Raw genomic sequence first — 21502 nt, forward strand, 5'->3', positions numbered from 1 at the left:
GTACGAGTGTTATCGGTTCATTCCAAGCTGACTTTAGGCCTATTTCCAACCGTGACAAAGAAAGATGGGGTGTCATATTTCCAACTTCACTGTACGGTTATCCAGTACAACCCCGGACATGATGCGCCCATTGTCCATGCGAACCCTGGCAGCCTGCCCAACCACACCGGCTGACAAGGCCTGTCCATCCGAGGTAATCTGGAAACCCGGGCCTTGAGCGACCACCCGAATCTGGGTGCCCGCCTGAAAAACCTGCGCCGGCTTGATCATGGCCTGACGCAATGCCTGACCGGTGGTCAATGCCCTGGATGCAACCTGCCCCAACCACTGTGCAGGCATGCCAACGATGGGGCTTGCATCCTCGGCCCAATCGACTTCAGCCTCCATGGCATCGGCCTCCGTCAAAACAGTACCCGGGGCAACATTACCCTTGACCACCCAAGCGGACCCGTAGGCCCGCACCGTGACAGGCAAAAACACATTCCATTTTGTCGCCCCGTCCAGGCAACGCAAGCCCAGCCGCGTTTTCCCCCACAGGCGCGTCCCAACCGGGATATAGGGCTCAATATTTGGGCAGGGAGCCAGCCGAAGGCGGCTGTCGAGCGCACCCAATGCCACCTCCATGCGAAGCGGCGCCGCGCCAGTCGGACGGACACTGGACACGGCATTGTCAAGCCAGCGCTGTGCGCCGGCAAAAAATTCAGGGCCGACACCCACTTCCTGAGCGTGCACCGACAGTGAGAAAAAGCAGGCCATGACCAAGCCCAATGCCCAATGCATCAGATGAGTTGGAGATGAATACTTGTTGAACATGGCGCCCTTTCCGTCATCGTGAATCTGGACTATAGGCAGCGCACAACACCATAAATGCCTCAAGTAAGGGGTATTTGCCCCGTTATTAGACGTATAGAAAATTAAAGTTTTTCCCATAATTGCCTCACATCGAATCCGGAGGCCCTTGCCATCGGGTTGGATAACCGAAAGTTGAGGTTCTCATGTTCGCAAATATGACCAATGGATTGGACTTCCAGTCGAAGGCCCTGGTACTGCGCGCCGAACGACAACGTCTCATTGCCAGCAACATCGCGAATGCCGACACGCCGGGTTACATAGCCCGCGACCTGAATTTCAAAGACGCCATGAACAATGCCATGGGCAGCGGACTCAGCTCAGCCAGCCAGAATTCAGGCACAGCGGCGCATGCCAAACACATTCCGATCCCAGGCAATGCCAACGGATCTCTGGGCGGCTCCTCTGCCCTGGCTTATGCCACGCAAAGCCAACCCAGCATGGATGGCAACAGCGTCGACCTTGACCGGGAACGCGCCAATTTTGTTGACAATTCGGTGCGCTATGAAGCCACGCTTCGTTTTATTAACGGCCATTCCAAGACTATCTTGAGTGCTATTCAAGGCCAGTAAAAAGCCTTAGCCGCGGAGACCCACCATGTCCATGTTCTCGATATTCAATGTATCCGGCAGCGCCATCAGCGCACAGTCGCAGCGCCTCAACGTGGTGGCCAGCAACCTGGCCAATGCCGATGCCGTGGCCGGCCCGGATGGACAAGGCTACAAAAGCCGGCAGGTTGTGTTTGAGACAACCCCCATGGGATCGGATGCCTCGTCCGGGGTGCGGGTCAACGCCATTCGCGAAAGCAATGAGCCGCTTCGAAAAGTTCACAACCCAAGTCATCCATCGGCCGATGCCGAAGGCTATGTCACCCATTCCAATGTGAATCCGGTCGAAGAGATGGTCAATATGATTTCTGCGTCACGTTCCTACCAAAACAACGTCGAAGTCATGAACACTGCCAAGACATTGCTGCTTAAGACGCTGCAAATGGGTCAGTAAACACAAAAGGATTTTTCATGATATCCGCCACAAGCGCCTCTACGGCCACGTCAAACACCAGCTCGCTGACGAGCTCTGCGAGCGTATCGGACACGACGGCGGCGCAGGACCGCTTTCTGAAACTCCTGGTTGCGCAACTCAACAACCAGGATCCCATGAATCCGATGGACAACGCGCAAATGACCAGTCAGATGGCGCAGATCAATACCGTAACAGGCATTCAGCAGGTCAATGAAACCCTCAAGAGCATGGCAGCGCAGTTCACCTCGCTTCAAGTGATGCAGGGTTCATCCATGGTGGGCCACAACGTTTTGGTGGAAAGCAACACCCTGACCCGCAAAGCCGGCATCGCCAGCGGCGCCATTGATCTCGACGGCAATACCGATGCGGTCAAGGTGGACATCCTGTCGCCCGGCGGACAAGTCCTGGACACCCTCAATTTGGGAGCGCTTGGCGCGGGTCGACATACATTCGACTGGAATTCATCTGCCTACACGGGCAGCGGAGAACCCAGCTTCAGGGTATCGGCCACACTGGGCACCAAGACCATTGGCAGCACGGCACTGGCACGCGATACTGTTGTGTCGGTTGGCAGTGAAAACGGCACCATGATGGTTCAACTGCAGGGACGCAGTGCTGTAGCCTACAGCGACGTCAAGGCAATTCTCTAGGTATCAGCGACGGCAACAACACTTTCGCAGCAATCACCCTGCCGCGCATTTTGAAAGGAAAACACCATGTCATTCCAAACAGGTCTCTCCGGCTTGAACGCCGCCAGCCGCAATCTCGACGTGATTGGCAACAATATTGCCAATGCCAACACGACGGGAATGAAGGCTTCGCGCACTGAATTCGCGGACATTGTTGCCGCTTCCACGGGGGGAACGGGCGGTAATGCAGCTGGAATCGGCGTTGAAGTTGCCGCCGTGACGCAACAGTTTTCCCAGGGCAACATCAATATTACCGGGCGGGATCTCGACCTCGCCATCAACGGCGGTGGCTTTTTCCAGCTGGAGATGCCCGACGGTACGGCCGCCTATACGCGAGACGGCTCGTTCAAGCTCGACAAGACCGGGAATCTGGTCACCAACAAAGGAGCCCACGTGATGGGCTATCCGACAGATCTGCTGGGCGTCGCCACAAGCACCACGATTCAGAGGTTGCAGCTTCCCACTTCCGCCCCCATTGCGGCCAACCAGACCACGGCCATCGTCGCCGAGTTCAATCTGGATGCGCGGGCACCTGTGGCAGCCTCAGTCGTGCCCCCCACACCGCGAACCACTTACGGTACCTCGCTGACGGCCTATGACTCACAAGGCGTGGCCTTGCCTGTCAACCTGTATTTCGAGCGCGTGGCGACAACCGGAACCGACAACTGGGACGTCTATGACGTGGCCACCGGTGGCGCGCCCGTAGGCCAGCTCAATTTCGATGCAACCGGCACACTGGTCAGCTCCAGCCTCGCCACATTGACCCTGACGCCATTGCCGCCCAGCATCGTTCCCGCTTTTTCCCCCACGGTCGACGTCACCAACGCCACCCAGTATGGCGCCGGATTTTCCGTCTCCAACCTGACGCAGGACGGCTACGCCCCCGGTGAATTCGTGGGCCTGAAGATTGGTCCGGACGGGGTCATCGTCGCTCGCTACTCCAACGGGGAAACCCAAGCGGGCGGACAAGTCTCGCTGGCCGACTTCCGCAATGTGCAGGGCCTGACCCCAACCGGCGGAGGCAACTGGATTGAATCCAGCGCGTCCGGGCAACCGATCCAGGGCGCGCCTGGCCAGGGCAAGCTCGGCGCCTTGAATGCTGGCGCACTGGAAGAATCCAATGTGGATGTCACCGAAGAGCTCATCAACATGATGACAGCGCAGCGGGCTTACCAAGCCAATGCGCAAACGATCAAGACGCAGGATCAAGTGCTCTCCACACTGGTGAACCTGCGCTGAACCCGGCCACGCACGCCTAACGCATTGAACAGGAGCCGCCATGGACCGTCTCATTTATACCGCGATGACTGGCGCCAACGCGGCCTCCCACCGCCAGGCAGTCCTGTCAAACAACCTGGCCAATGCGTCCACCAATGGCTTTCGGGCCGAGCTGTCCACGTTTCGCGCGGTGCCGCTGCGGGGCGAAGGCGCAACCACCCGCGTCTTCGCGCTGGAAGCAACTGCCGGACACCTGGATACACCGGGCTCACCCCAGCGAACCGGGCGCAGCCTCGATGCCATGACCACGGGCAATTCGTGGTTTGCGGTGCAGGGCCTGGATGGCGCCGAGTCATACACCCGCAATGGCTCCTTTGAAGTTTCCCCTGAAGGAATCCTGCTGACCAGCAACGGCCTGACCGTGCTGAGTGACGGCGGATCCCCCATCTCCGTGCCTACCGGTGCTGAAGTCGCCATCGGCTTTGATGGCAACCTCAGCGCCAAAGTCGGTGGCCAACCGCCTACCGGCATCGGCCGCCTGAAACTGATCACGCCGACGGCAGAAGATCCCTTGAAGCGCGGCACCGATGGACTGTTTCGCGCCGCCTCCGGCGACCCCTTGCCCAACGACACCAACGCACGGGTTCAGGTGGGCGTGCTGGAGGGCTCGAATGTGAACCCGATTGAAACCATGGTCGGCATGATCCAGACCGCCCGGCAGTTTGAGGTCCAGATGCGTCTGCTTCAAACCGCCGAGTCCAACGATCGATCCGCCGGCCAACTGCTGGGCCTGCAGGGCTAGGCCACCGCGTAGGGCGCCAAGGCGGTCCCTCACTTCGAATACAACGCAATCGTCAAGGACTTAAATCATGATCAACTCCCTGTGGATCTCCAAGACCGGCATGGAAGCCCAGCAAACTCAGCTGGACGTGATATCCAACAACCTGGCCAATGTGTCCACCAACGGCTTCAAGCGGGCGAATGCCGTGTTTGAAGACCTGATGTACCAGAACCTGCGCCAGGTGGGCTCCAACAGCTCGGAACAATCCCAACTGCCCACTGGCCTTCAGTTGGGTCTGGGCGTGCGGACCGTGGCGACCAGCCGTTCATTCGCCCAGGGCAATCTGCAACAGTCCGGCAACAAGCTTGACGTGGCCATTCAAGGCAATGGTTTCTTCCAGGTCACCATGCCGGATGGCACGACCAACTACACACGGGACGGCGCGTTCCAGGTGGACTCGCAAGGGCGACTGGTCACAGCCACCGGTCTGCCAATTGCCAATGGCGTGACTGTTCCGGCCAATGCCACCAGCATTGCCATTGGCGCCGATGGCACAGTCACCGCGCAAGTGCCCGGCAATGCGGCACCACAGTCCATTGGCACCATCGCCCTGGCCAGCTTCATCAACCCGGCTGGCCTGGACCCCAAAGGCGGCAACCTGTATGCGGAGAGCACCGCCTCAGGCCAACCCAACAGTGGCACGCCTGGCGCCAACGGGCTGGGGTCATTGATGCAGGGTTTCGTCGAGACCTCCAACGTGAACGTGGTGCAGGAACTGGTCACCATGATTCAAACCCAGCGCGCTTATGAGATGAACTCCAAGGCGATCCAGACCTCTGACCAGATGTTGCAGAAACTGGGGCAACTGTGAACTACCTCATGAATCTGGCCACTTCGTTCGGCCGAACCCTCAAAGGCTGTGCTGCGGCAGTGAGCGCTGGCTTGCTGTGCTCTGCATGCGGGTCATTGCCGCAACCCGTCAAAGTGGATTTTGTCGAGCCCAAAGCCACACAACCCATCGCCGCCATCCCGGCCGACCGGCCCGCCACCGGCAGCCTTTTCAGCAAGGTCAGCTACCGGCCGGCATTTGAAGATGCGCGCGCACGTGCGCTGGGCGACATTGTCACAATCCTGATTGTCGAAACAGTGACGGCCAGCCAGGTCTCCAAATCCACAGCGAACCGTACATCCGCCAGCTCGGCCGGTATCTCTGCTTTCACGATTCCTTTTGTCTCGGACGTTCTGCCAACCTCCGAGCTGCCCAAGCTGAGCGTGGGCACCTCATCGGCCAGCGATTTCTCCGGCAAAGGTGGCACAGAAAGTGCCAATACCTTCACCGGTTCGATTACCGCCACCGTCGTCGACGTACTGCCCAACGGCCACCTGGTCGTTACCGGTGAGAAGCAAATTGGCGTCAACCAGAATGTCGATGTCCTGCGATTCTCCGGAACCATTGATCCACGTCTGATGCAACCGGGCAACATCGTCAACTCCACCCAGGTGGCCAATGCGCGCATTGAGTCCAAAGGACGGGGCGCCCAAGGCGAAGCACAGACAGTTGGCTGGTTAACCCGGTTCTTTTTCAGCTTTTTACCTTTCTAAAGCTATCCAGAATAGTGCCGAGGGGTAACCAACATGCAAGCCAGCCACACCATACAGAAAACCCGACCGTTCTGGTCGATGGCAGCACTGTGTCTGATGGCCGGCCTGTTTGCAGCCCCCTTGGCGCATGCGAGCCGCATCAAGGAAGTGGCGGCCGTGGAAGGCGTGCGCAGCAATCAACTCACCGGTTTTGGCCTGGTGGTCGGACTTGACGGCACGGGCGACCAGACCACCCAGATGCCCTACACCTCGCAAGGCATCACCAATTACCTCAAGCAACTCGGCATTACGCTGCCTGCGGCATCCATTGCCCAGTTGCAACTCAAGAACGTTGCGGCCGTGCTGGTCACAGCGCAACTGCCCGCTTTCGCCAGACCTGGCCAGACACTCGATGTGAATGTGTCGTCCATGGGAAACTCCAAGTCCCTCAAAGGCGGCACACTCATCGCAACCCCTCTCAAAGGCGCCGATGGAGAGGTCTACGCGCTGGCGCAAGGCAACCTGATCGTGGCAGGCGCAGGCGCTGCCGCCGGTGGCAGCAAGGTTCAAATCAACCACCTCAGCGCGGGACGCATTCCGAGTGGTGCGCAGGTCGAACGGGTGGTCCCCACCCCCTTGCTGGAAGGCACCAGCATCAACCTGGGGCTCGAAGCCTCGGACTTTCAAACTGCGCAGCGTGTAGCCAAGGCGATCAACAAACGCTTCGGCGCTGGCTCAGCCCAGGCGCTGGATGGACGTACCGTGAAAGTCAACGCCCCAACCGCCTCTGACGAACGGGTGTCGTTCATTGCCGAGATGGAAGAGTTGCCACTGGAATCCTCGGTTCCTTCGGCCAAGGTCGTCATCAATTCCCGCACCGGCTCGATTGTGCTGAACCAGGCCGTGACGCTGGGGCCCTGTGCCATTGCGCATGGCAATTTGTCGGTCAGTATCAGTTCAACGCCGGTGATCAGCCAGCCCAACCCCCTGTCAACGGGTGGGCAAACCGTGGTGGCAGAGAAAAGCAATATCCAGATCAAACAGGAGCCGGGCATCCTGATTCAGGTGCCTGCTTCTCCGCAGTTGTCTGACGTAGTGCGCGCCCTGAACGCGCTGGGCGCCACGCCGCAGGACCTGCTGGCGATCCTGCAAGCCATCAAGGCCGCAGGGGCGCTGAACGCGGAGCTGGAGGTTATCTAGGATGGGCTACGGGTACCTCCCCTCCGCATCCAGTGCGCTGGCGGCAGATGCACGCTCGCTGGGCGACCTGAAACTGCAGGCTGGACAAAACACGCCCGCAGCCATCAGGGAAACCGCCAAACAATTTGAGTCCTTGTTCATGCGCGAGCTCATCAAGAGCATGCGCGAAGCCACCATGAAATCCGGCCTGATGGACAGCCCCGGCGGCGACCTGGGCGCGGACCTGCTGGACCAACAGTTTGCCGTGCAGATGTCCGGCCAGCCCGGCGGACTCTCGGACCTGATTGCCAAACAACTTTCACGCCAGATGGGGGTCGCTGAAGCCGGTGCCACGGATGTGGGAAGTAAACCCGCAGCGACACCGCCAATCAGCGCCAGGGCCAGTGCAGCATCGCTGGCCGCGTATGGCGCCCATGGCCCCAAGGCCACCACAGGTCAAACCGAGTTTGTGCGCCGGCATACCGAAGCCGCTGCCAAGATCGAAAAGGCCAGCGGCATTCCCGCCGGCTACATGGTGGGCCAGGCCGGGCACGAAACCGGCTGGGGCAAGCATGAAATCAAGATGAAGGGCGGCGCGCCTTCCTTCAACCTGTTTGGCATCAAGGCCGGTGCAGGCTGGACCGGCAAGGTGGCCGAAGTCACCACCACCGAATACGTGAACGGCGCTGCCAAAAAAACCGTGGCGAAGTTTCGCGCCTATGACTCTTACGAAGACTCATTTCGCGACTATGCCCGTCTGATTACCCAAACACCTCGCTACGCCCAGGCCAGCCAGCAAACAGGCTCCGTGCAGGCATTTGCCGCAGGCCTGCAAAAAGCGGGCTACGCCACCGATCCGGATTACGCCTCCAAGCTCGGCAAGGCCATTAACACCACGCTGCGCCTGCAACGCGCACAGGCCTGAATGGAAATTGTATGAGCGGCATTCTCAATATCGGAACCCGGGCTCTGATCGCCAACCAGGCGGCGCTGCAAACCGCCGGCAACAACATTGCGAACGTCAATACGCCGGGATATTCGCGCCAGTCGGTCATCCTGAACAGTGTTGCCGGGCAGTTTTCCGGCAATGGCTACTATGGCAAAGGCGTCGAGGTACTGACGGTGCAGCGGGCGCACAGCGACTTCCTCACCCGCCAGGCAGCCATCTCCAGCTCTGTCTCCGCATCGGACACCGTCCGGCTGGACCAGCTCAAACAGTTGCAGGACATCTTCCAGGGTGGATCAACCGGTCTGGGCGCCGGTGTGAGCGACATGCTCAACTCATTTTCCGATGTCGTCGGTGCACCCAGCGACCTGACCGCGCGCTCCGTGACGCTGACACGGGCGGACGAACTGGCGGCACGCTTTCGGGCGGCATCAAGTCGAATGGACGACCTCAAGTTGGGCGTCAGAAGCCAGCTGGCCGATTCAGTAACCGCCGTCAACAACCTGGCGATACGCATTGCTGAAGCGAATGATGAAATCGCCCGGGCGCAGGGAACGGGACAGTCCCCCAACGACCTGCTGGACCACCGGGACCGGCTCATCTCGGAACTGGGCCAATACATCCAGACCACGACAGTGGCTGCCGACGATGGCTCCGTCGGAATTTTTGTAGCCGGCAGTCTGCCACTGGTGCTGGGCAATACGGTCACGCCTTTGAGTTTGTCCAGCGACGAATTCAGCGACCCCGCCAAAGCCAAGCTGACCATGCAACGCGGCAGCACGTCCATCGTCCTGGATGAGGCCACCTTGGGCGGTGGCACGATTGCGGGCTTGCTGAGATTCCAGAATAGTGACCTGGTCGATGCCGAGAACCTGCTGGGACGCATGGCACTGGCGATTGGTACCGCCGTCAACGACCAACACCACCTGGGCATTGACTTGAATGGGGCAGCAGGGGGCGACCTGTTTCAGCTTAACCCCATACCCGACGGACTGCCCTCGTCCAGCAACACCGGCAGCGCCACCCTGCAGGTCACGATTCAAACCACGCCGACCTCGGGGACGGCGTCAATGGCTGCGTCCAACTACGAAATCAACTTTACCGGCGCGACCGCCGGCAGCATTACCCGCCTGTCCGATGGTGTGGTCACTGTGTTTGCCGCCTCGCCGATACAAATTGACGGGCTGGACATTGCCATCGGCGCCGGTGCGGCAGCTGGCGACCGCTTTCTGATTACCCCGTTCAGTGACGCATCCGCCACTATTTCCACCGCATTTTCATCGCCACGTGCGCTGGCCATGGCCAATCCGGTGGCGGCAAGCGCCGGTGGCGCCAACCTGGGCACACTGACACTCGACAGTCTGGCCGCCAGGTCTGTACCTGCACCGGCTGCCGTGACACTGACTTTCACCGCACCGGGCACCTACACCCGCTCGGACACAGGGGCCACCACCTACACCTACACCCCCAGTCAGCCCATCGAATATGACCTGGTGACGCCGGGCGCCAGTGGCTGGTCGCTCACACTCAAGGGATCGGCCCAGGCGGGCGACACATTCACCGTGCAAGCCAATGCCTATCCCCGGCTGAATGCGGGCAATGCCGAGGCCATGATGGCTCTGCGCGACATCACCATGTTTGATGGCGCCACCCTGACCGATGGCTACGCGGGCGCCATGTCGGAAATTGGCGTGCGCGTACAAAGCGCCGGTTTTGCCGCGGACGTATCCAAATCCATCGCCGTCAACATCGAGAAAGACCGTGCCAGTGTGTCTGGCGTCAACCTTGACGAAGAGGCTGCCACGCTGCTTCAGTTCCAGCAGGCCTATCAGGCCTCCGCCAAAATGCTGCAGATTGCCCAAAGTCTTTTCGACACGCTGACCCAAACCATCGGCCGTTAATTCGAGCGCCACCTAGAGGAGTAAATCATGCGACTGGGCTCGGCCAACGCTTACGACAATGCACTGGAAAACCTGTTGACACGGCAGTCCGAACTTTCCAGCCAGCAGGAACGCCTGACCTCTGGCAAACGGGTCAATCGCCCCAGCGACGATCCCACGGCTGCAGCAGTCGCGGAGCGCGCGCTCACGCGTATTACACGCGTGGCCACCGAGCAGCGCGCGCTGGATGTGCAGCGCAATGCGATTGCAATGGCTGAGTCCACCCTCGGCGACGCGGGGGAGTTGTCGCAAAAAATCCGGGAGCTGGTTCTCACAGCCTCCAACGGCGGGTACAACCCGACCAATCGCACCACCATCGCCAATCAGATCAGGGGCTTGAGAGACCAGCTTTTTTCGCTGGCGAACCGCACCGACTCCAATGGCATCCCTCTTTTCGGCGGGCTGGGCAGCTCCGGCACGCCATTCACCGATGCCACAACCGGGATCGTCTTCAACGGAATCGCAGGCCAGCGCGCCAGCACCGAGATCACCCTGCCGGGTGCCATGGACGGCCAGGCCATCTGGATGGCTGTTCCCACCGGGAATGGCACGTTCAACGTTGCATTGGGTGGCGCCAACACGGGCTCGGCATGGGCGACTCAAGGTCAGGTGGTATCTCCTGCGGCCGTGACGGGCGACAACTACAGCGTCACGTTCACGGTGGCCGCTGGCGTGACCACCTACGATGTGGTGGACACCACCACATCGGCCACGATCGCCTCGGGCCAGCCCTACGTGAGCGGCCAGACCATCCAGTTCGACGGCATGTCATTTGTCGCGAGCGGTGCACCGGCCAATGGCGATGTCCTGCAACTCAGTGCCAGCACGCAGACCAATGTGTTCAAGGTACTGGACGACGCCATCGCCAGCATCAACAATGCGCCGGGGGACAACCGGCTCAGTCATGCCGTGGCACTGGCACTGAACCAGATTGACGCCAGCATGGACCGCATCCAGTCCGCACGCGGGCAGGCCGGTGACTGGTTGAACCGCGGCGACACCATTGAAAACTCGCAGAAGGGCCGCACCATCCAGTTGACTGCCGACAAAGCCAAGGCCGAAGACATGGACATGGTGAAAGGCATCTCGGATTTCGAGAAACTGAACACGGGTTACCAGGCTGCCTTGCAGTCCTACGCCAAGGTCCAGAATCTGTCCCTCTTCAACTTCATCAACTGACATCATGGCGCAAACTGTTCTTGGCAGTGTCTCTCTGGGCTACCAGTTGCTCTGGAATCAGTTGCGCCAGATCAGCGGTGTTCAGCTGTTCATCGGTACAGACGACACAAGCCATCTGGACGCAACCCATCTGCTGAAAGTGCTGGGCGAACTGTGGCCCGAGCAGGCCCCCAGACTTCTGCTGTCGGTGCAGTCTCCCCGACTGCTGTCGGACATGCTGGCTCATGCCCCCATTGACAGTCCATGGATTGCCGTCGACGACCAGCAGTTGCGGGACCCGTCCATGGCCCAACGCGTGCACCAAGCCCATCAACGAGGCCTGCAACTGATATGGCGGGGCGAGCCCGGCCTGCGGCCAAACGCCGCCATGGCCCCCTGCTTTTTACGCTCCATGGTGACACTGACGGCGGACGAGGCATTGGCCGGCTTGCGGGTGTCCTTGCGCAAACACAGTGGCACGGAGTCCGCCCAGGCGGGCCGGGTGAAAAGTCCGGTGCTGGCAGGTCAAATCTACGAGTCGGTGGCCAGTCGTGTCCTGATCGAGCACTGTCTGGACGAACAAGCTGCGTGGGCCGTGGCTGGCTGGCCCATGGAAGACGTTCTGCACGGGTACAGGCATCAAAGAATCCAGCCCGGCCACCGTGCCATCGTCGGTCTGATCGAAGCCATTGACGCTGACCAGTCGGTGGAACTGATCGAACACATCCTGAGCGAGGAACCGATCCTGACCTACCGTTTCTTGCGCTATGCCAACTCTGCAGGCCTGGGTTTGCGCACCGAGATTGAATCCTTGCGCCAAGGATTGATGGTGCTGGGCTATTCATTGCTTCGGTCATGGTTGCTGGAACAGCTGCCCCATGCCACGAGCGACATGAACCTGCAGCCCGTGCGTACCGCCATGGTGGTGCGTGCCCGCTTGATGGAGCATCTGCTGGATGCGGGCGATGGCGACGACCTGCGACGGGAGATCTATCTCTGCGGACTGCTGTCGCAGATTGACGTGATGCTGGGAGAGTCCCTGAAATCCGCCCTGTCAGGCTTTCCCCTACCGGAACGCCTGATTTCGGCGATCCTGAGTCATAGCGGCCCCTACGCCCCTTACCTTGACATGGCCGCCGCGCTGGAGTCCCCCGCCACCCACGCCACGCGCCTGCTGTGCGACTCACACCAGATGAACCATGAATCCGTCAACCGGGCCCTGTTGCGCACACTGTCTGCGGTACGGCACCATCCGGCCAAGGGCGCGTTGCTGGCCTAGCTGGCACGCAGGGGCAGAGCGGACGGGCTCTCACATCTCGCTGCGTATTGTCGAAAACACTTTCCAGAACTGCGCATCCTGCGTGGTTGCAAAGTTGATGCGCATGTGTGTGCTGGGCTGGCGACTGGCATGGAAAAGCGCCCCCGGGGCCAGCAGGTAGCCGTGATCCAGCATGCGCTGCGCCAGTGCATCGGTATCCACGCCGGTATCCACCCAGCCAAACAGGCCCGCTGGCGGTGCTGCAAAAGTGCAGCCGGCGGCCAGCGCCAGCTTCACGCTGCGGGCACGGGCCAAATCAAGCCGGGTGCGAATACGCTGTGCATGGCGGCGCAGCTGCCCCTGGTCAATGCACCAGGCCAGAGCTTTTTCCAGCAGCGCAGGCGTGGTCAGCGTGCCCAGCAATTTGGTATCGGTCAGGCGCTCCACCAGCGCAGTGGGGGCAACCAGAAAACCAACCCGCCAGCCCGGCGCCAGAATCTTGGCAAAGCCACTGACGTAAATCGTTCGCTGCAGTCCATCCAGCGCACACAGACGGGTCGAATGTTCGGGCGCAATGTGGCTGTAGGTGTCGTCTTCGACAATCGAGAAGTCATGCGCATTGGCCAGTTGCAGTACCCGATGCGCGCTGCCTGGCGTGAGGCAGTACCCCGTGGGGTTGTGAAACACGCTCACGCTGACGAACAGCTTGGGCTTGTGAATCTCGCAATAGCGCGCCATCACCTCCAGATCCGGACCATCGGCACGACGCGGCACCGGCAGAATGCGCATGCCCAACGCCGCCAGACGCGCAAACTCGATCGCCCAGCCGGGCTCTTCCACCATCACATAATCCCCGGCTCGCAACAGGGTCCGGCTCACGATGTCCAGTGCGTGCGTTGCCCCCACCGTGGTGATGATTTGCTGAGGTGTGGCTTGCACGTTCAGGCCGGCCAGTTTTTGCGACAGCGATTTGCGCAAACCGAGGTCCCCGGCCGGTTCACCGTAGTGCAGGGAAAACGCATGCAGCGCACGCGTGCTGGTAACCCGGCGCACCGCCGCCGGCAGGAAAGTGGTTTCCAGCCAATCGGACGGAAACACGCCCGTACCCGGCTGGGGCTTGTCGCTGCTGCCCTGAAACATGCCGCGGATCAAGGCCGTTGCACTGACGGGCACATGCTGGGTCTGAAAGCCCGCCTGCACCCGGGCCGGGTGGGCATTCGCTATTAAATCAATAGCTGTCTCGGCAATAAATTCGGAGGGTATTGCCAGTTCCCGCACAAAAAATCCACGGTTTCGGCGCGCCTCCACCAGGCCCTGCGCCAGCAACTGGTCGTAGGCAGCCACCACCGTGGATGGACTCACCCCTTGCTGCTGGGCGCACTGGCGCACCGAGGGCAAGCGCGAACCGGGGGCCAGCAGACGCGTGCGGATGCGCTCGGCAAAGCGACCGGAAAGTTGCTCTGCCAGCGATTGCGAAGCTGTTTTCATCAACATGAGGGGACCTTTCGCGCCGGGCTGTGCTGTCAAAACCAGCAATACAGATATGCAAAATGTCTTGATAACTGTACTGCCAGTGTGCTGCTTTCAACTATACAGTTGCATCCATGAACACTTCAAGCAGATTCTCATGACCGCCGCAGAATTCACTGCCTTGCTGCTGCTCAGCACCGCCACCACCTTCACGCCCGGCCCCAATACCACACTGTCCACGGCGCTGGCGGCCAATCTGGGCCTCAGACGGTCACTGCATTTTGTCCTGGCAGTCCCGCTGGGCTGGGGCCTGCTTCTCACCCTGTGTGCCGGTGGCGTCGGCGCCTTGGTGGTGGCACTGCCGCCGCTGCGCCTCGCCATCCAGGCCGTGGGCATTGCCTATCTGCTCTGGCTGGCGTTCAAACTGGCCCGTTCAAGCGCCCTGAACCAGGCCCAAGCAACGCAATTGAATATCACCTTTTGGCAGGGCGTGATGCTGCAATTCGTCAACATCAAGGCCTGGATGCTGATGCTCACCATCGTGGCTGGCTGGTTGGTGGGTCATGCGGACGGGCCGAACCGGTTTGCCATCATCTTGCCCGTCGTGCTGCTCTTTGGCGGTTTGAGCAACCTGACCTACGCACTCATCGGCGCCCTGCTGCGAGACTGGCTCAGTGGGCCAGACAACTCGGGCCTGCGCCTGCGCTGGTTCAACCGCGCCATGGCGCTCGTGCTGGCTGCGACAGCCATCTGGATGGCCACGTTTTGATGCGATGACAATGCGACATGAAACATTCACACAAGAAAGAAACCACATGAACACAACGCCCGCGCAGTCCTCGCCCTGGACGCTGGCCCGGCGCGCCGAGAAGATGAACCCTTCGGTGATCCGCGAAATCCTCAAGGTCACGGAGAAGCCCGGCATCATCAGCTTCGCCGGTGGCCTGCCCTCGCCCAAGACCTTTCCCATCGCCGAGTTTGCCGCCGCCTGCGAATCCGTTTTGCACGGCCAGGGCGAAGCCTATGGCCAAGCCGCCCTGCAATACGCCGCCAGCGAGGGCTATGCACCCTTGCGCGAGATGGTTGCGGCGATGCTGCCATGGACAGTGGATGCATCCCAGGTCCTGATTACCACGGGTTCGCAGCAAGGCCTGGACTTGATCGCCAAGGTACTGATTGATGAGGGCAGCCGCATTCTGGTGGAAACACCCACCTACTTGGGCGCGCTGCAGGCCTTCACGCCGATGGAACCCACTGTCGTGAGCGTGGCCAGCGATGACGAGGGCATTGACGTACAAGATCTTCGACGGGTGCATCGTGACGGAACGGCGCCGCGCTTTCTGTATGTGCTGCCCAATTTCCAGAACCCCACCGGCCGCACCATGTCCGAAGCGCGCCGCGCCGCGCTGTCTCAGGCCGCTGCCGAGATGGGTCTGCCCATCGTGGAGGACAACCCTTATGGCGACCTCTGGTTTGATGCGCCCCCGCCGCTGCCACTGAGCGCTCGCAACCCCGCAGGCTGCGTTTACCTGGGCTCATTTTCCAAGGTGCTGGCACCGGGTCTGCGCCTGGGCTTCATGGTGGCCCCACCTGCCCTGATGCCCAAACTGCTGCAAGCCAAACAAGCCGCCGACCTGCACAGCCCCAGTTTCAACCAGCGCATGATTGCCGACGTGATGAAAGGTGGCTTTCTGGAGCGCCACGTGCCCACGATCCGTGCGCTGTACAAGACACAACGCGACGCCATGCTGGCAGCACTTGAGCGCGAAATGCAGGGACTGGATGTTCAGTGGAACACCCCCGTGGGCGGCATGTTTCTCTGGGCACGCTTGCCACAAGGTGTCAGTGCCATTGAGCTACTGTCCCGCGCCGTGGACAAAGGTGTGGCCTTCGTACCCGGCGCCGCCTTCTATGCCGATAACGCCGACCCGCGCACGCTGCGCCTGTCGTTCGTCACCGCCAGCGTGGAGCAGATCAATGCGGGCATTGCGATGCTGGCCGCAGCAATTCGTGAGACAAAGGGCCGCACGCCATGAAAACCCGCCCCTTCAAACAGGTTGACGTTTTCACAGGCGAGCCCTACCTCGGCAACCCGCTGGCCGTGGTGCTGGATGGCACGGGCCTGGACGACGCGCAGATGCAGCACTTCGCGCACTGGACCAATCTTTCCGAGACCTGCTTTCTGCTTCCACCCAGCGCGCAAGGCAGCGCGGGCGGAGCCGACTACCGTGTGCGCATCTTCACACCCGGCGGTGAACTGCCGTTTGCCGGTCACCCCACGCTGGGCAGTTGCCACGCCTGGCTGCAAGCGGGCGGCCAAGTCCGGGCACAAGGGGAAATCGTGCAGGAGTGCCAGGTCGGTCTGGTGCGCATACGCCGCGACGGCACCCGCCTGGCCTTCGCCGCGCCACCACTGAAACGCAGCAACCCCAGCCCGGCGCTGTTGGCCAAGGTGGCTGGCGCACTGGGACTCAGCGCGCACCAGATCGTGGCCGCGCAAATACTGGACAACGGACCCGTTTGGCTCAGCCTGCTGCTGGACAGCCGTCAAACCGTGCTGCAACTCACACCAGATCATCTTGCACTCAAAAATATGGGGCAAAAAGTAGGCGTCGCCAGCGTGGAATTCACGCAATCTGCTACTGTTTTAATAGCCCGATCAAACCGCGAGGCGCGCGCCTTTGGACCCCGCTCGGTGGCGGCAGAAGCCCCCGCCACGGACAGCTGCACGCTCGAAGTGCGGGCTTTTGCCGCGCCGGCAGGCATCGCGGAGGACCCGGTTACCGGCAGCCTCAACGCCAGCCTGGCACAGTGGCTGATTGCAGAAGGCCTGGCCACCAGCAGCTACGTGGCATCGCAAGGCGTTTGTCTGGGCCGCGCCGGCCGCGTGCACATTGAGCAGGACGGCCAGGGGCAGGTCTGGGTTGGCGGTGAATCGGTCACCTGCATCAGCGGGCAAGTCGAGCTTTGAGCACGCCAAACACCATTCACGAAACTTACATTCACGCATGAATCCGGATCATCATGCAGGGACGCCACACTGTGCGCTGAAGCGCTATCTCGTTTCTAGCTTTCGTCGCTTTTGCGACAAGGACGCCAGCGCCACTTGCCTTAGATTCTCGGCATGGGAACCCTTTATCTTGTACGCCATGGCCAGGCTTCGTTTGGCGCCGAAGACTACGACAACCTGAGCCCGCTGGGCCAACAGCAAAGTGTGCGCCTTGGCGAATACTTTCGCCAAAAAGGAATCACTTTCGATGCTGTGCTTACCGGCACCTTGCGCCGTCAGGTACAAACCTACGCTGGTATCCGCCAAGGCGGTGGCTTTGATCTGGAAGCCCTGGTCTGGCCGGGCCTGAACGAATACGACAGCGAGGCCGTCATCGCCACCATGCACGACCACAAGCTGGAGAAACCGGACACGCCCGAGATGTACCGCCACCACTTTCGGCTGTTGCGCGACGGCCTGACCCAGTGGATGAACGGCGTGGTCAGCCCCAAGGGCATGCCCAGCTACCCCGAATTCCAGCATGGCGTGACCAGCGCACTGGAGCATGTGCGCAAGCATTGCGAAGGCAATGTGCTCATCGTCTCCAGCGGCGGGCCGATTTCAACAGCGGTGGGTCATGTGCTGGGCACCATGCCCGAGACCACCATCGAACTCAATATGCGCATCCGCAACAGCGCCATCACCGAATTTGCCTTCAATCCCAAGCGCCACACCCTGCTGACCTACAACACCCTGCCGCATCTGGAGCATGCGGACTACAACAGCTGGATCACCTACACCTGAGTCGCCAACTTTTTACGTTTTTGACATCTCGCAACAATTCCGGGTTCTGACGGGTACACAGTACTGTCAATTCCTGGAGGATGCTTGATGAAAAACTTGAATTCAAGGGTAGCCCTGATGCCGGGCTGCGCATGTGCCAATCGGATTTATGGCACTTGATATGGCAACACCTTATTCCGACGGAGCGGATACTCCCACGATGACCGAGGTGATCCAGGGCCTGACGGATTTACGGGACGCATTGGTCCATCTGTCCCTGGCTTTGCATGACTACCAGTTTGCGCTGTATGCGCATGAGGACGATGCAGCAGCGCTGCTGAAAGATCAAATACTGGAACAGGCCAGGCTGCACGAGCCTCGCCTACCCTGATCGGCCGGGCGCGTTCGCCTTGCGGTGCAGGGTGTCAGGTCAGCAATCTCACCGCCAGTGAGAAAGTCAGGAATGCCGCCGCCGTCGACACCAGAATGATGCGGGCAATACGCCCGTTATCCGCCCCAAAACGTTCGGCCAGCAGTGAGACGTTGCTGGCACTTGGCAGCGCCGCCACCAGCACCAGCACCGTGAGGGCAAAGCGGTCCAGCGGCATGCCCAGCCGGATGGCACCGGCCCCGACCACCAACACCAACACCGGATGCAAAAACAACTTCAGTCCCGCAACAGGCAGGTAATCACGCAGCGGTATAGGCGCATGCTGGTTGGCCGCGGCCAGCATCTGCGAGCGCGCCAGCACCGCGCCAATGGTGAACAGGGCCACGGGCGAGGCGGCATCAGCCAGCAGCCCCACGGTTTGCATCACCGGCCTGGGCAACTCCAGGCTCACGGCCGAGGCCACCGTGCCCAGCAGGATGGACCAGGGCATGGGATTGAACAACATACCCTTGAGTGCATTTTTCGCGGCATGCGAAAACCCGTGCTTGTCAGCCCCATCCAGCCGCGAGAGCGCAATACACAGCGAGGTGGTGAGCACCATGTCCACGACGATGGTCACGATGGCAGGACCGGCGGCCTTCGGGCCCAACAAGGCCACCAGCAGCGGCACACCCATGAAGCCCGTGTTTGGAAATGCCGCCACCAGGGCGCCAAAAGAGGCATCGTTCCATCGAATTCGCTGATTCAGGCTGACCGCCACCGCAAAACCAACCATGACCAATGCGCACAACAGGTAGGTCATGAAGACCCCCGCATCAAGCAACTGGGCCAGCGGCGTGGTCGAGCCAAACCGGTACAACATGCAGGGCAAGGCGAAGAACAGCACAAAAGTGTTCAGCCCCGGAATAGCCTCCAGCGGCAGCATGCGCCGACGCGCGGCGACGTAGCCGCACAGCACCAGGGCAAAGAAGGGAAAGGTGACCAGAAGAATTTGCAGCACAGGCGGTATTGTCCCCGCGTTTGCGGCTGCGCTCATCGCGGTGCGGGTGCCTCTGTATGATTCCCGGCTTCGCCTCGAATATCTGAATGTCCTCCCCCCCCTCCCATGGCCTGAATCTGGCCCAACAAGAAGCCGTCAATTTCATGCATGGCCCCTGCCTGGTGCTTGCTGGCGCTGGCTCGGGAAAGACGCGAGTAATCACTCACAAGATAGGTCGCCTGATTCAGGCCGGACTGGAGCCCAAGCGCATTGCCGCCATCACCTTCACCAACAAGGCCGCCACCGAGATGCGCGAACGCGCCAAGGGCCTGATTGGTCGCGATGCCAAAGAGGTGGTGATTTGCACTTTTCACGCGCTGGGTGTGCGCATGCTGCGCCAGGACGGCGAAGCGCTGGGATTGAAGCCGACTTTCTCGATTCTGGACACCGATGACATCACCAGCATCCTGAAAGATGCAGGCGGCACGGTCGACGCGGCCACGGCACGATCCTGGCAATGGGTCATCAGTGGCTGGAAAGGCCAGGGACTCAATGCGGAACAAGCAGCGGGACAAGCCAAGGACGACAACGAACGCATCATTGCCCGCGTCATGGCGCACTATGAAGAACGCCTCAGCGCTTACCAAAGCGTGGACTTTGACGACCTGATCACCCTGCCCCTCAAGCTGCTGCGCGACCACGAGCAGGTCAGGCAGAAATGGCAGGGGCTGATGGGCCATGTGCTGGTGGATGAATACCAGGACACGAACGCCACGCAGTACGAGGTGCTCAAGCTGCTGGTGGGCGGCAATGCAGCCGCTGGCGCGCGCTTTACCGCGGTGGGTGATGATGACCAGTCGATCTACGGCTGGCGCGGCGCCACGTTGGACAACTTGAAGAAGCTGCCCATCGACTTCCCCGCGCTCAAGGTCATCAAGCTGGAGCAGAACTACCGGTCAACTTCGGCCATCCTGCGCGCGGCCAACAATGTGATCGGCCCCAACCCCAAACTGTTCCCGAAAAACCTGTGGAGCGACCTGGGCGAAGGCGAGCCGGTGCGGGTGGTGGACGCCGACAGCGAGGAACACGAAGCCGAGCGCACGGTGGCGCGCATCCAGAGCCTGCGTGCCAGTGGCACCAGCAGTGGCGGACCGCAGTTTCAGGAGTTCCGGCATTTCGCCATCCTGTACCGTGCCAACCACCAGGCCAAGACCTTTGAGAAAGCCTTGCGCAAAGCCCAGATTCCCTACAAGGTCTCGGGCGGCACCAGCTTCTTCGACCGGGCTGAGATCAAGGATTTGTGTGGCTGGTTCCGTTTGTGGATCAACAACAACGACGACCCGGCCTTTCTGCGCGCCGTCACCACGCCCAAGCGCGGCATTGGCCATCAGACACTGGCGCAGCTGGGAATTTTCGCCAGCAAGTACAAAGTCAGCCTGTTCGAGGCCCTGTTCTCCGCCTCGCTGGGCAGCCTGCTCAACGCCAAGGCCGTGGGCAGCCTGCATGAGTTTGGCCGCTATGTGAACGACCTGGAGTTTCGCGCCCGGCGTACCCTGGGCGCCGAAGATGCGCGGGCCTTTCTGCTGGAATGGCTCAAGGAAATTGGTTACGAAAAGTACCTGTACGACGGCGAAGACAGTGAAAAAGTGGCGGCCGCCCGCTGGACCAATGTGATGGATTTCTGCGACTGGATGTCGGCGCGCTGCGGCGGGCAGATTGATGATGCCGCCGGGGTCAGCACCACGAACGAGGTCAAGTCGCTGCTGGAGGTAGCGCAGACCGTATCCCTGCTCTCCACCATCAGCGAGCGCGAAAAGGACATGGACGTGGTGACACTCTCCACCCTGCACGCCGCCAAGGGACTGGAGTGGCCGCACGTGATGCTGGTCGGCGTGACGGAAGGCATGCTGCCGTTCAAGCTCAAGGACAGCGGTGAAGGTGCCGCGTCGGTGGGAGGCTCCAAGCGCGAAGACGAGGCGGCCAATGAAACCGTGGCCACGCATCTGCAGGAAGAACGCCGCCTGATGTATGTAGGCATCACCCGGGCCCAGCGCAGCCTGACGGTGAGCTGGACCCGCAAACGAAAAAAGGGACGCGAGATGATTGCCGCCCAACCCAGCCGCTTCATCGCCGAGATGGGGCTGGACAAGACCACGGTGCGCGAAGACCCGCGCGAAAAGCTCAAGGCACTGCGCGCCGAGTTTGCCAAGAAAGCCCAGGACTCGGCTGCCGCACAGGCCCTGGGGCGCCCGACTTGAGGACAGCAAC

At 60.8% G+C, this 21502-nt stretch carries 21 protein-coding genes; 18 read left to right on the plus strand and 3 right to left on the minus strand.

Annotated features, from left to right (window positions below; translation table 11 throughout):
* Positions 1 to 72: 72 nt before the first annotated feature.
* On the minus strand, positions 73 to 813 hold the full coding sequence (gene flgA / locus IV109_RS14065) for a flagellar basal body P-ring formation chaperone FlgA (RefSeq protein WP_296697519.1): 741 nt from the start codon (positions 811 to 813) through the stop codon (positions 73 to 75).
* 182 nt (positions 814 to 995) lie between these two features.
* On the opposite strand from flgA, the gene flgB reads away from it, so the two are divergent.
* The 12 genes from flgB (at position 996) to IV109_RS14125 (ending at position 12643) form a co-directional block, all read left to right on the plus strand.
* Positions 996 to 1421, plus strand: a complete 426-nt coding sequence (gene flgB, locus IV109_RS14070; protein WP_296697520.1) for a flagellar basal body rod protein FlgB — start codon at positions 996 to 998, stop codon at positions 1419 to 1421.
* Between the two features lie 25 nt (positions 1422 to 1446).
* Complete coding sequence (gene flgC / locus IV109_RS14075; protein WP_296697522.1) at positions 1447 to 1851, plus strand: flagellar basal body rod protein FlgC; 405 nt, start codon at positions 1447 to 1449, stop codon at positions 1849 to 1851.
* Positions 1852 to 1868: 17 nt separating this feature from the next.
* Positions 1869 to 2522, plus strand: a complete 654-nt coding sequence (locus IV109_RS14080) for a flagellar hook capping FlgD N-terminal domain-containing protein (RefSeq protein ID WP_296697525.1) — start codon at positions 1869 to 1871, stop codon at positions 2520 to 2522.
* A gap of 66 nt (positions 2523 to 2588) precedes the next feature.
* Positions 2589 to 3800, plus strand: coding sequence for a flagellar hook protein FlgE (gene flgE / locus IV109_RS14085; protein WP_296697528.1), 1212 nt, complete (start codon positions 2589 to 2591; stop codon positions 3798 to 3800).
* A gap of 40 nt (positions 3801 to 3840) precedes the next feature.
* Positions 3841 to 4581, plus strand: a complete 741-nt coding sequence (locus tag IV109_RS14090) for a flagellar basal body rod protein FlgF (RefSeq protein WP_296697530.1) — start codon at positions 3841 to 3843, stop codon at positions 4579 to 4581.
* Between the two features lie 67 nt (positions 4582 to 4648).
* Positions 4649 to 5431, plus strand: coding sequence for a flagellar basal-body rod protein FlgG (flgG, locus tag IV109_RS14095; RefSeq protein WP_296697533.1), 783 nt, complete (start codon positions 4649 to 4651; stop codon positions 5429 to 5431).
* Between the two features lie 8 nt (positions 5432 to 5439).
* Positions 5440 to 6162, plus strand: a complete 723-nt coding sequence (locus IV109_RS14100) for a flagellar basal body L-ring protein FlgH (protein ID WP_296697535.1) — start codon at positions 5440 to 5442, stop codon at positions 6160 to 6162.
* Positions 6163 to 6195: 33 nt separating this feature from the next.
* Complete coding sequence (locus IV109_RS14105; protein WP_296697538.1) at positions 6196 to 7341, plus strand: flagellar basal body P-ring protein FlgI; 1146 nt, start codon at positions 6196 to 6198, stop codon at positions 7339 to 7341.
* A gap of 1 nt (position 7342) precedes the next feature.
* On the plus strand, positions 7343 to 8245 hold the full coding sequence (gene flgJ, locus IV109_RS14110) for a flagellar assembly peptidoglycan hydrolase FlgJ (RefSeq protein ID WP_296697541.1): 903 nt from the start codon (positions 7343 to 7345) through the stop codon (positions 8243 to 8245).
* An 11-nt stretch (positions 8246 to 8256) separates the two neighbouring features.
* Positions 8257 to 10167, plus strand: coding sequence for a flagellar hook-associated protein FlgK (gene flgK, locus IV109_RS14115; protein ID WP_296697543.1), 1911 nt, complete (start codon positions 8257 to 8259; stop codon positions 10165 to 10167).
* Positions 10168 to 10194: 27 nt separating this feature from the next.
* Complete coding sequence (flgL, locus tag IV109_RS14120; protein WP_296697545.1) at positions 10195 to 11385, plus strand: flagellar hook-associated protein FlgL; 1191 nt, start codon at positions 10195 to 10197, stop codon at positions 11383 to 11385.
* 4 nt (positions 11386 to 11389) lie between these two features.
* Positions 11390 to 12643 (plus strand): HDOD domain-containing protein, encoded by a 1254-nt coding sequence (locus IV109_RS14125; RefSeq protein WP_296697547.1) that lies wholly within the window; start codon positions 11390 to 11392, stop codon positions 12641 to 12643.
* A gap of 30 nt (positions 12644 to 12673) precedes the next feature.
* On the opposite strand, the gene IV109_RS14130 is transcribed toward IV109_RS14125, so the two are convergent.
* Positions 12674 to 14116 carry a PLP-dependent aminotransferase family protein gene (locus tag IV109_RS14130; protein WP_296697550.1) on the minus strand — a complete coding sequence of 481 codons (1443 nt, stop codon included), beginning with the start codon at positions 14114 to 14116 and terminating at the stop codon, positions 12674 to 12676.
* A gap of 133 nt (positions 14117 to 14249) precedes the next feature.
* Between IV109_RS14130 and IV109_RS14135 the strand changes: the two genes are divergently transcribed.
* From IV109_RS14135 to IV109_RS14155, 5 genes are all read left to right on the plus strand, one after another.
* Positions 14250 to 14861: a LysE family translocator gene (locus IV109_RS14135; RefSeq protein ID WP_296697552.1), complete on the plus strand. Its 612-nt coding sequence runs from the start codon at positions 14250 to 14252 to the stop codon at positions 14859 to 14861.
* 46 nt (positions 14862 to 14907) lie between these two features.
* Positions 14908 to 16128, plus strand: a complete 1221-nt coding sequence (locus tag IV109_RS14140; RefSeq protein ID WP_296697554.1) for a PLP-dependent aminotransferase family protein — start codon at positions 14908 to 14910, stop codon at positions 16126 to 16128.
* Entirely contained in the window at positions 16125 to 17063 is a 939-nt protein-coding gene (locus IV109_RS14145) for a PhzF family phenazine biosynthesis protein (RefSeq protein WP_296697558.1), read from the plus strand. Before IV109_RS14140 ends, IV109_RS14145 begins: the two co-directional genes overlap by 4 nt.
* Before the next feature lie 153 nt (positions 17064 to 17216).
* Complete coding sequence (locus IV109_RS14150; protein ID WP_296697561.1) at positions 17217 to 17885, plus strand: histidine phosphatase family protein; 669 nt, start codon at positions 17217 to 17219, stop codon at positions 17883 to 17885.
* Between the two features lie 160 nt (positions 17886 to 18045).
* A complete protein-coding gene (locus IV109_RS14155) occupies positions 18046 to 18255 on the plus strand; it encodes a hypothetical protein (RefSeq protein WP_296697564.1) in 210 nt (69 codons plus the stop codon).
* Between the two features lie 34 nt (positions 18256 to 18289).
* Here IV109_RS14155 and IV109_RS14160 read toward each other — a convergent pair whose 3' ends face one another.
* Positions 18290 to 19255, minus strand: coding sequence for an AEC family transporter (locus IV109_RS14160; protein WP_296697566.1), 966 nt, complete (start codon positions 19253 to 19255; stop codon positions 18290 to 18292).
* An 86-nt stretch (positions 19256 to 19341) separates the two neighbouring features.
* Between IV109_RS14160 and IV109_RS14165 the strand changes: the two genes are divergently transcribed.
* On the plus strand, positions 19342 to 21492 hold the full coding sequence (locus IV109_RS14165; RefSeq protein ID WP_296697568.1) for an ATP-dependent helicase: 2151 nt from the start codon (positions 19342 to 19344) through the stop codon (positions 21490 to 21492).
* Positions 21493 to 21502: the final 10 nt, after the last annotated feature.

The sequence above is a fragment of the Rhodoferax sp. genome, from assembly GCF_018780565.1.
In the GTDB taxonomy this organism is placed as follows: Bacteria; Pseudomonadota; Gammaproteobacteria; order Burkholderiales; family Burkholderiaceae_C; genus Rhodoferax.

Bases quoted from the DNA above. Each gene is read 5' to 3' on its own strand.
- flgA (WP_296697519.1), bottom strand. From the start codon at position 813: ATGTTCAACAAGTATTCATCTCCAACTCATCTGATGCATTGGGCATTG.
- flgB (WP_296697520.1), top strand. From the start codon at position 996: ATGTTCGCAAATATGACCAATGGATTGGACTTCCAGTCGAAGGCCCTG.
- flgC (WP_296697522.1), top strand. From the start codon at position 1,447: ATGTCCATGTTCTCGATATTCAATGTATCCGGCAGCGCCATCAGCGCA.
- IV109_RS14080 (WP_296697525.1), top strand. From the start codon at position 1,869: ATGATATCCGCCACAAGCGCCTCTACGGCCACGTCAAACACCAGCTCG.
- flgE (WP_296697528.1), top strand. From the start codon at position 2,589: ATGTCATTCCAAACAGGTCTCTCCGGCTTGAACGCCGCCAGCCGCAAT.
- IV109_RS14090 (WP_296697530.1), top strand. From the start codon at position 3,841: ATGGACCGTCTCATTTATACCGCGATGACTGGCGCCAACGCGGCCTCC.
- flgG (WP_296697533.1), top strand. From the start codon at position 4,649: ATGATCAACTCCCTGTGGATCTCCAAGACCGGCATGGAAGCCCAGCAA.
- IV109_RS14100 (WP_296697535.1), top strand. From the start codon at position 5,440: ATGAATCTGGCCACTTCGTTCGGCCGAACCCTCAAAGGCTGTGCTGCG.
- IV109_RS14105 (WP_296697538.1), top strand. From the start codon at position 6,196: ATGCAAGCCAGCCACACCATACAGAAAACCCGACCGTTCTGGTCGATG.
- flgJ (WP_296697541.1), top strand. From the start codon at position 7,343: ATGGGCTACGGGTACCTCCCCTCCGCATCCAGTGCGCTGGCGGCAGAT.
- flgK (WP_296697543.1), top strand. From the start codon at position 8,257: ATGAGCGGCATTCTCAATATCGGAACCCGGGCTCTGATCGCCAACCAG.
- flgL (WP_296697545.1), top strand. From the start codon at position 10,195: ATGCGACTGGGCTCGGCCAACGCTTACGACAATGCACTGGAAAACCTG.
- IV109_RS14125 (WP_296697547.1), top strand. From the start codon at position 11,390: ATGGCGCAAACTGTTCTTGGCAGTGTCTCTCTGGGCTACCAGTTGCTC.
- IV109_RS14130 (WP_296697550.1), bottom strand. From the start codon at position 14,116: ATGTTGATGAAAACAGCTTCGCAATCGCTGGCAGAGCAACTTTCCGGT.
- IV109_RS14135 (WP_296697552.1), top strand. From the start codon at position 14,250: ATGACCGCCGCAGAATTCACTGCCTTGCTGCTGCTCAGCACCGCCACC.
- IV109_RS14140 (WP_296697554.1), top strand. From the start codon at position 14,908: ATGAACACAACGCCCGCGCAGTCCTCGCCCTGGACGCTGGCCCGGCGC.
- IV109_RS14145 (WP_296697558.1), top strand. From the start codon at position 16,125: ATGAAAACCCGCCCCTTCAAACAGGTTGACGTTTTCACAGGCGAGCCC.
- IV109_RS14150 (WP_296697561.1), top strand. From the start codon at position 17,217: ATGGGAACCCTTTATCTTGTACGCCATGGCCAGGCTTCGTTTGGCGCC.
- IV109_RS14155 (WP_296697564.1), top strand. From the start codon at position 18,046: ATGGCAACACCTTATTCCGACGGAGCGGATACTCCCACGATGACCGAG.
- IV109_RS14165 (WP_296697568.1), top strand. From the start codon at position 19,342: ATGTCCTCCCCCCCCTCCCATGGCCTGAATCTGGCCCAACAAGAAGCC.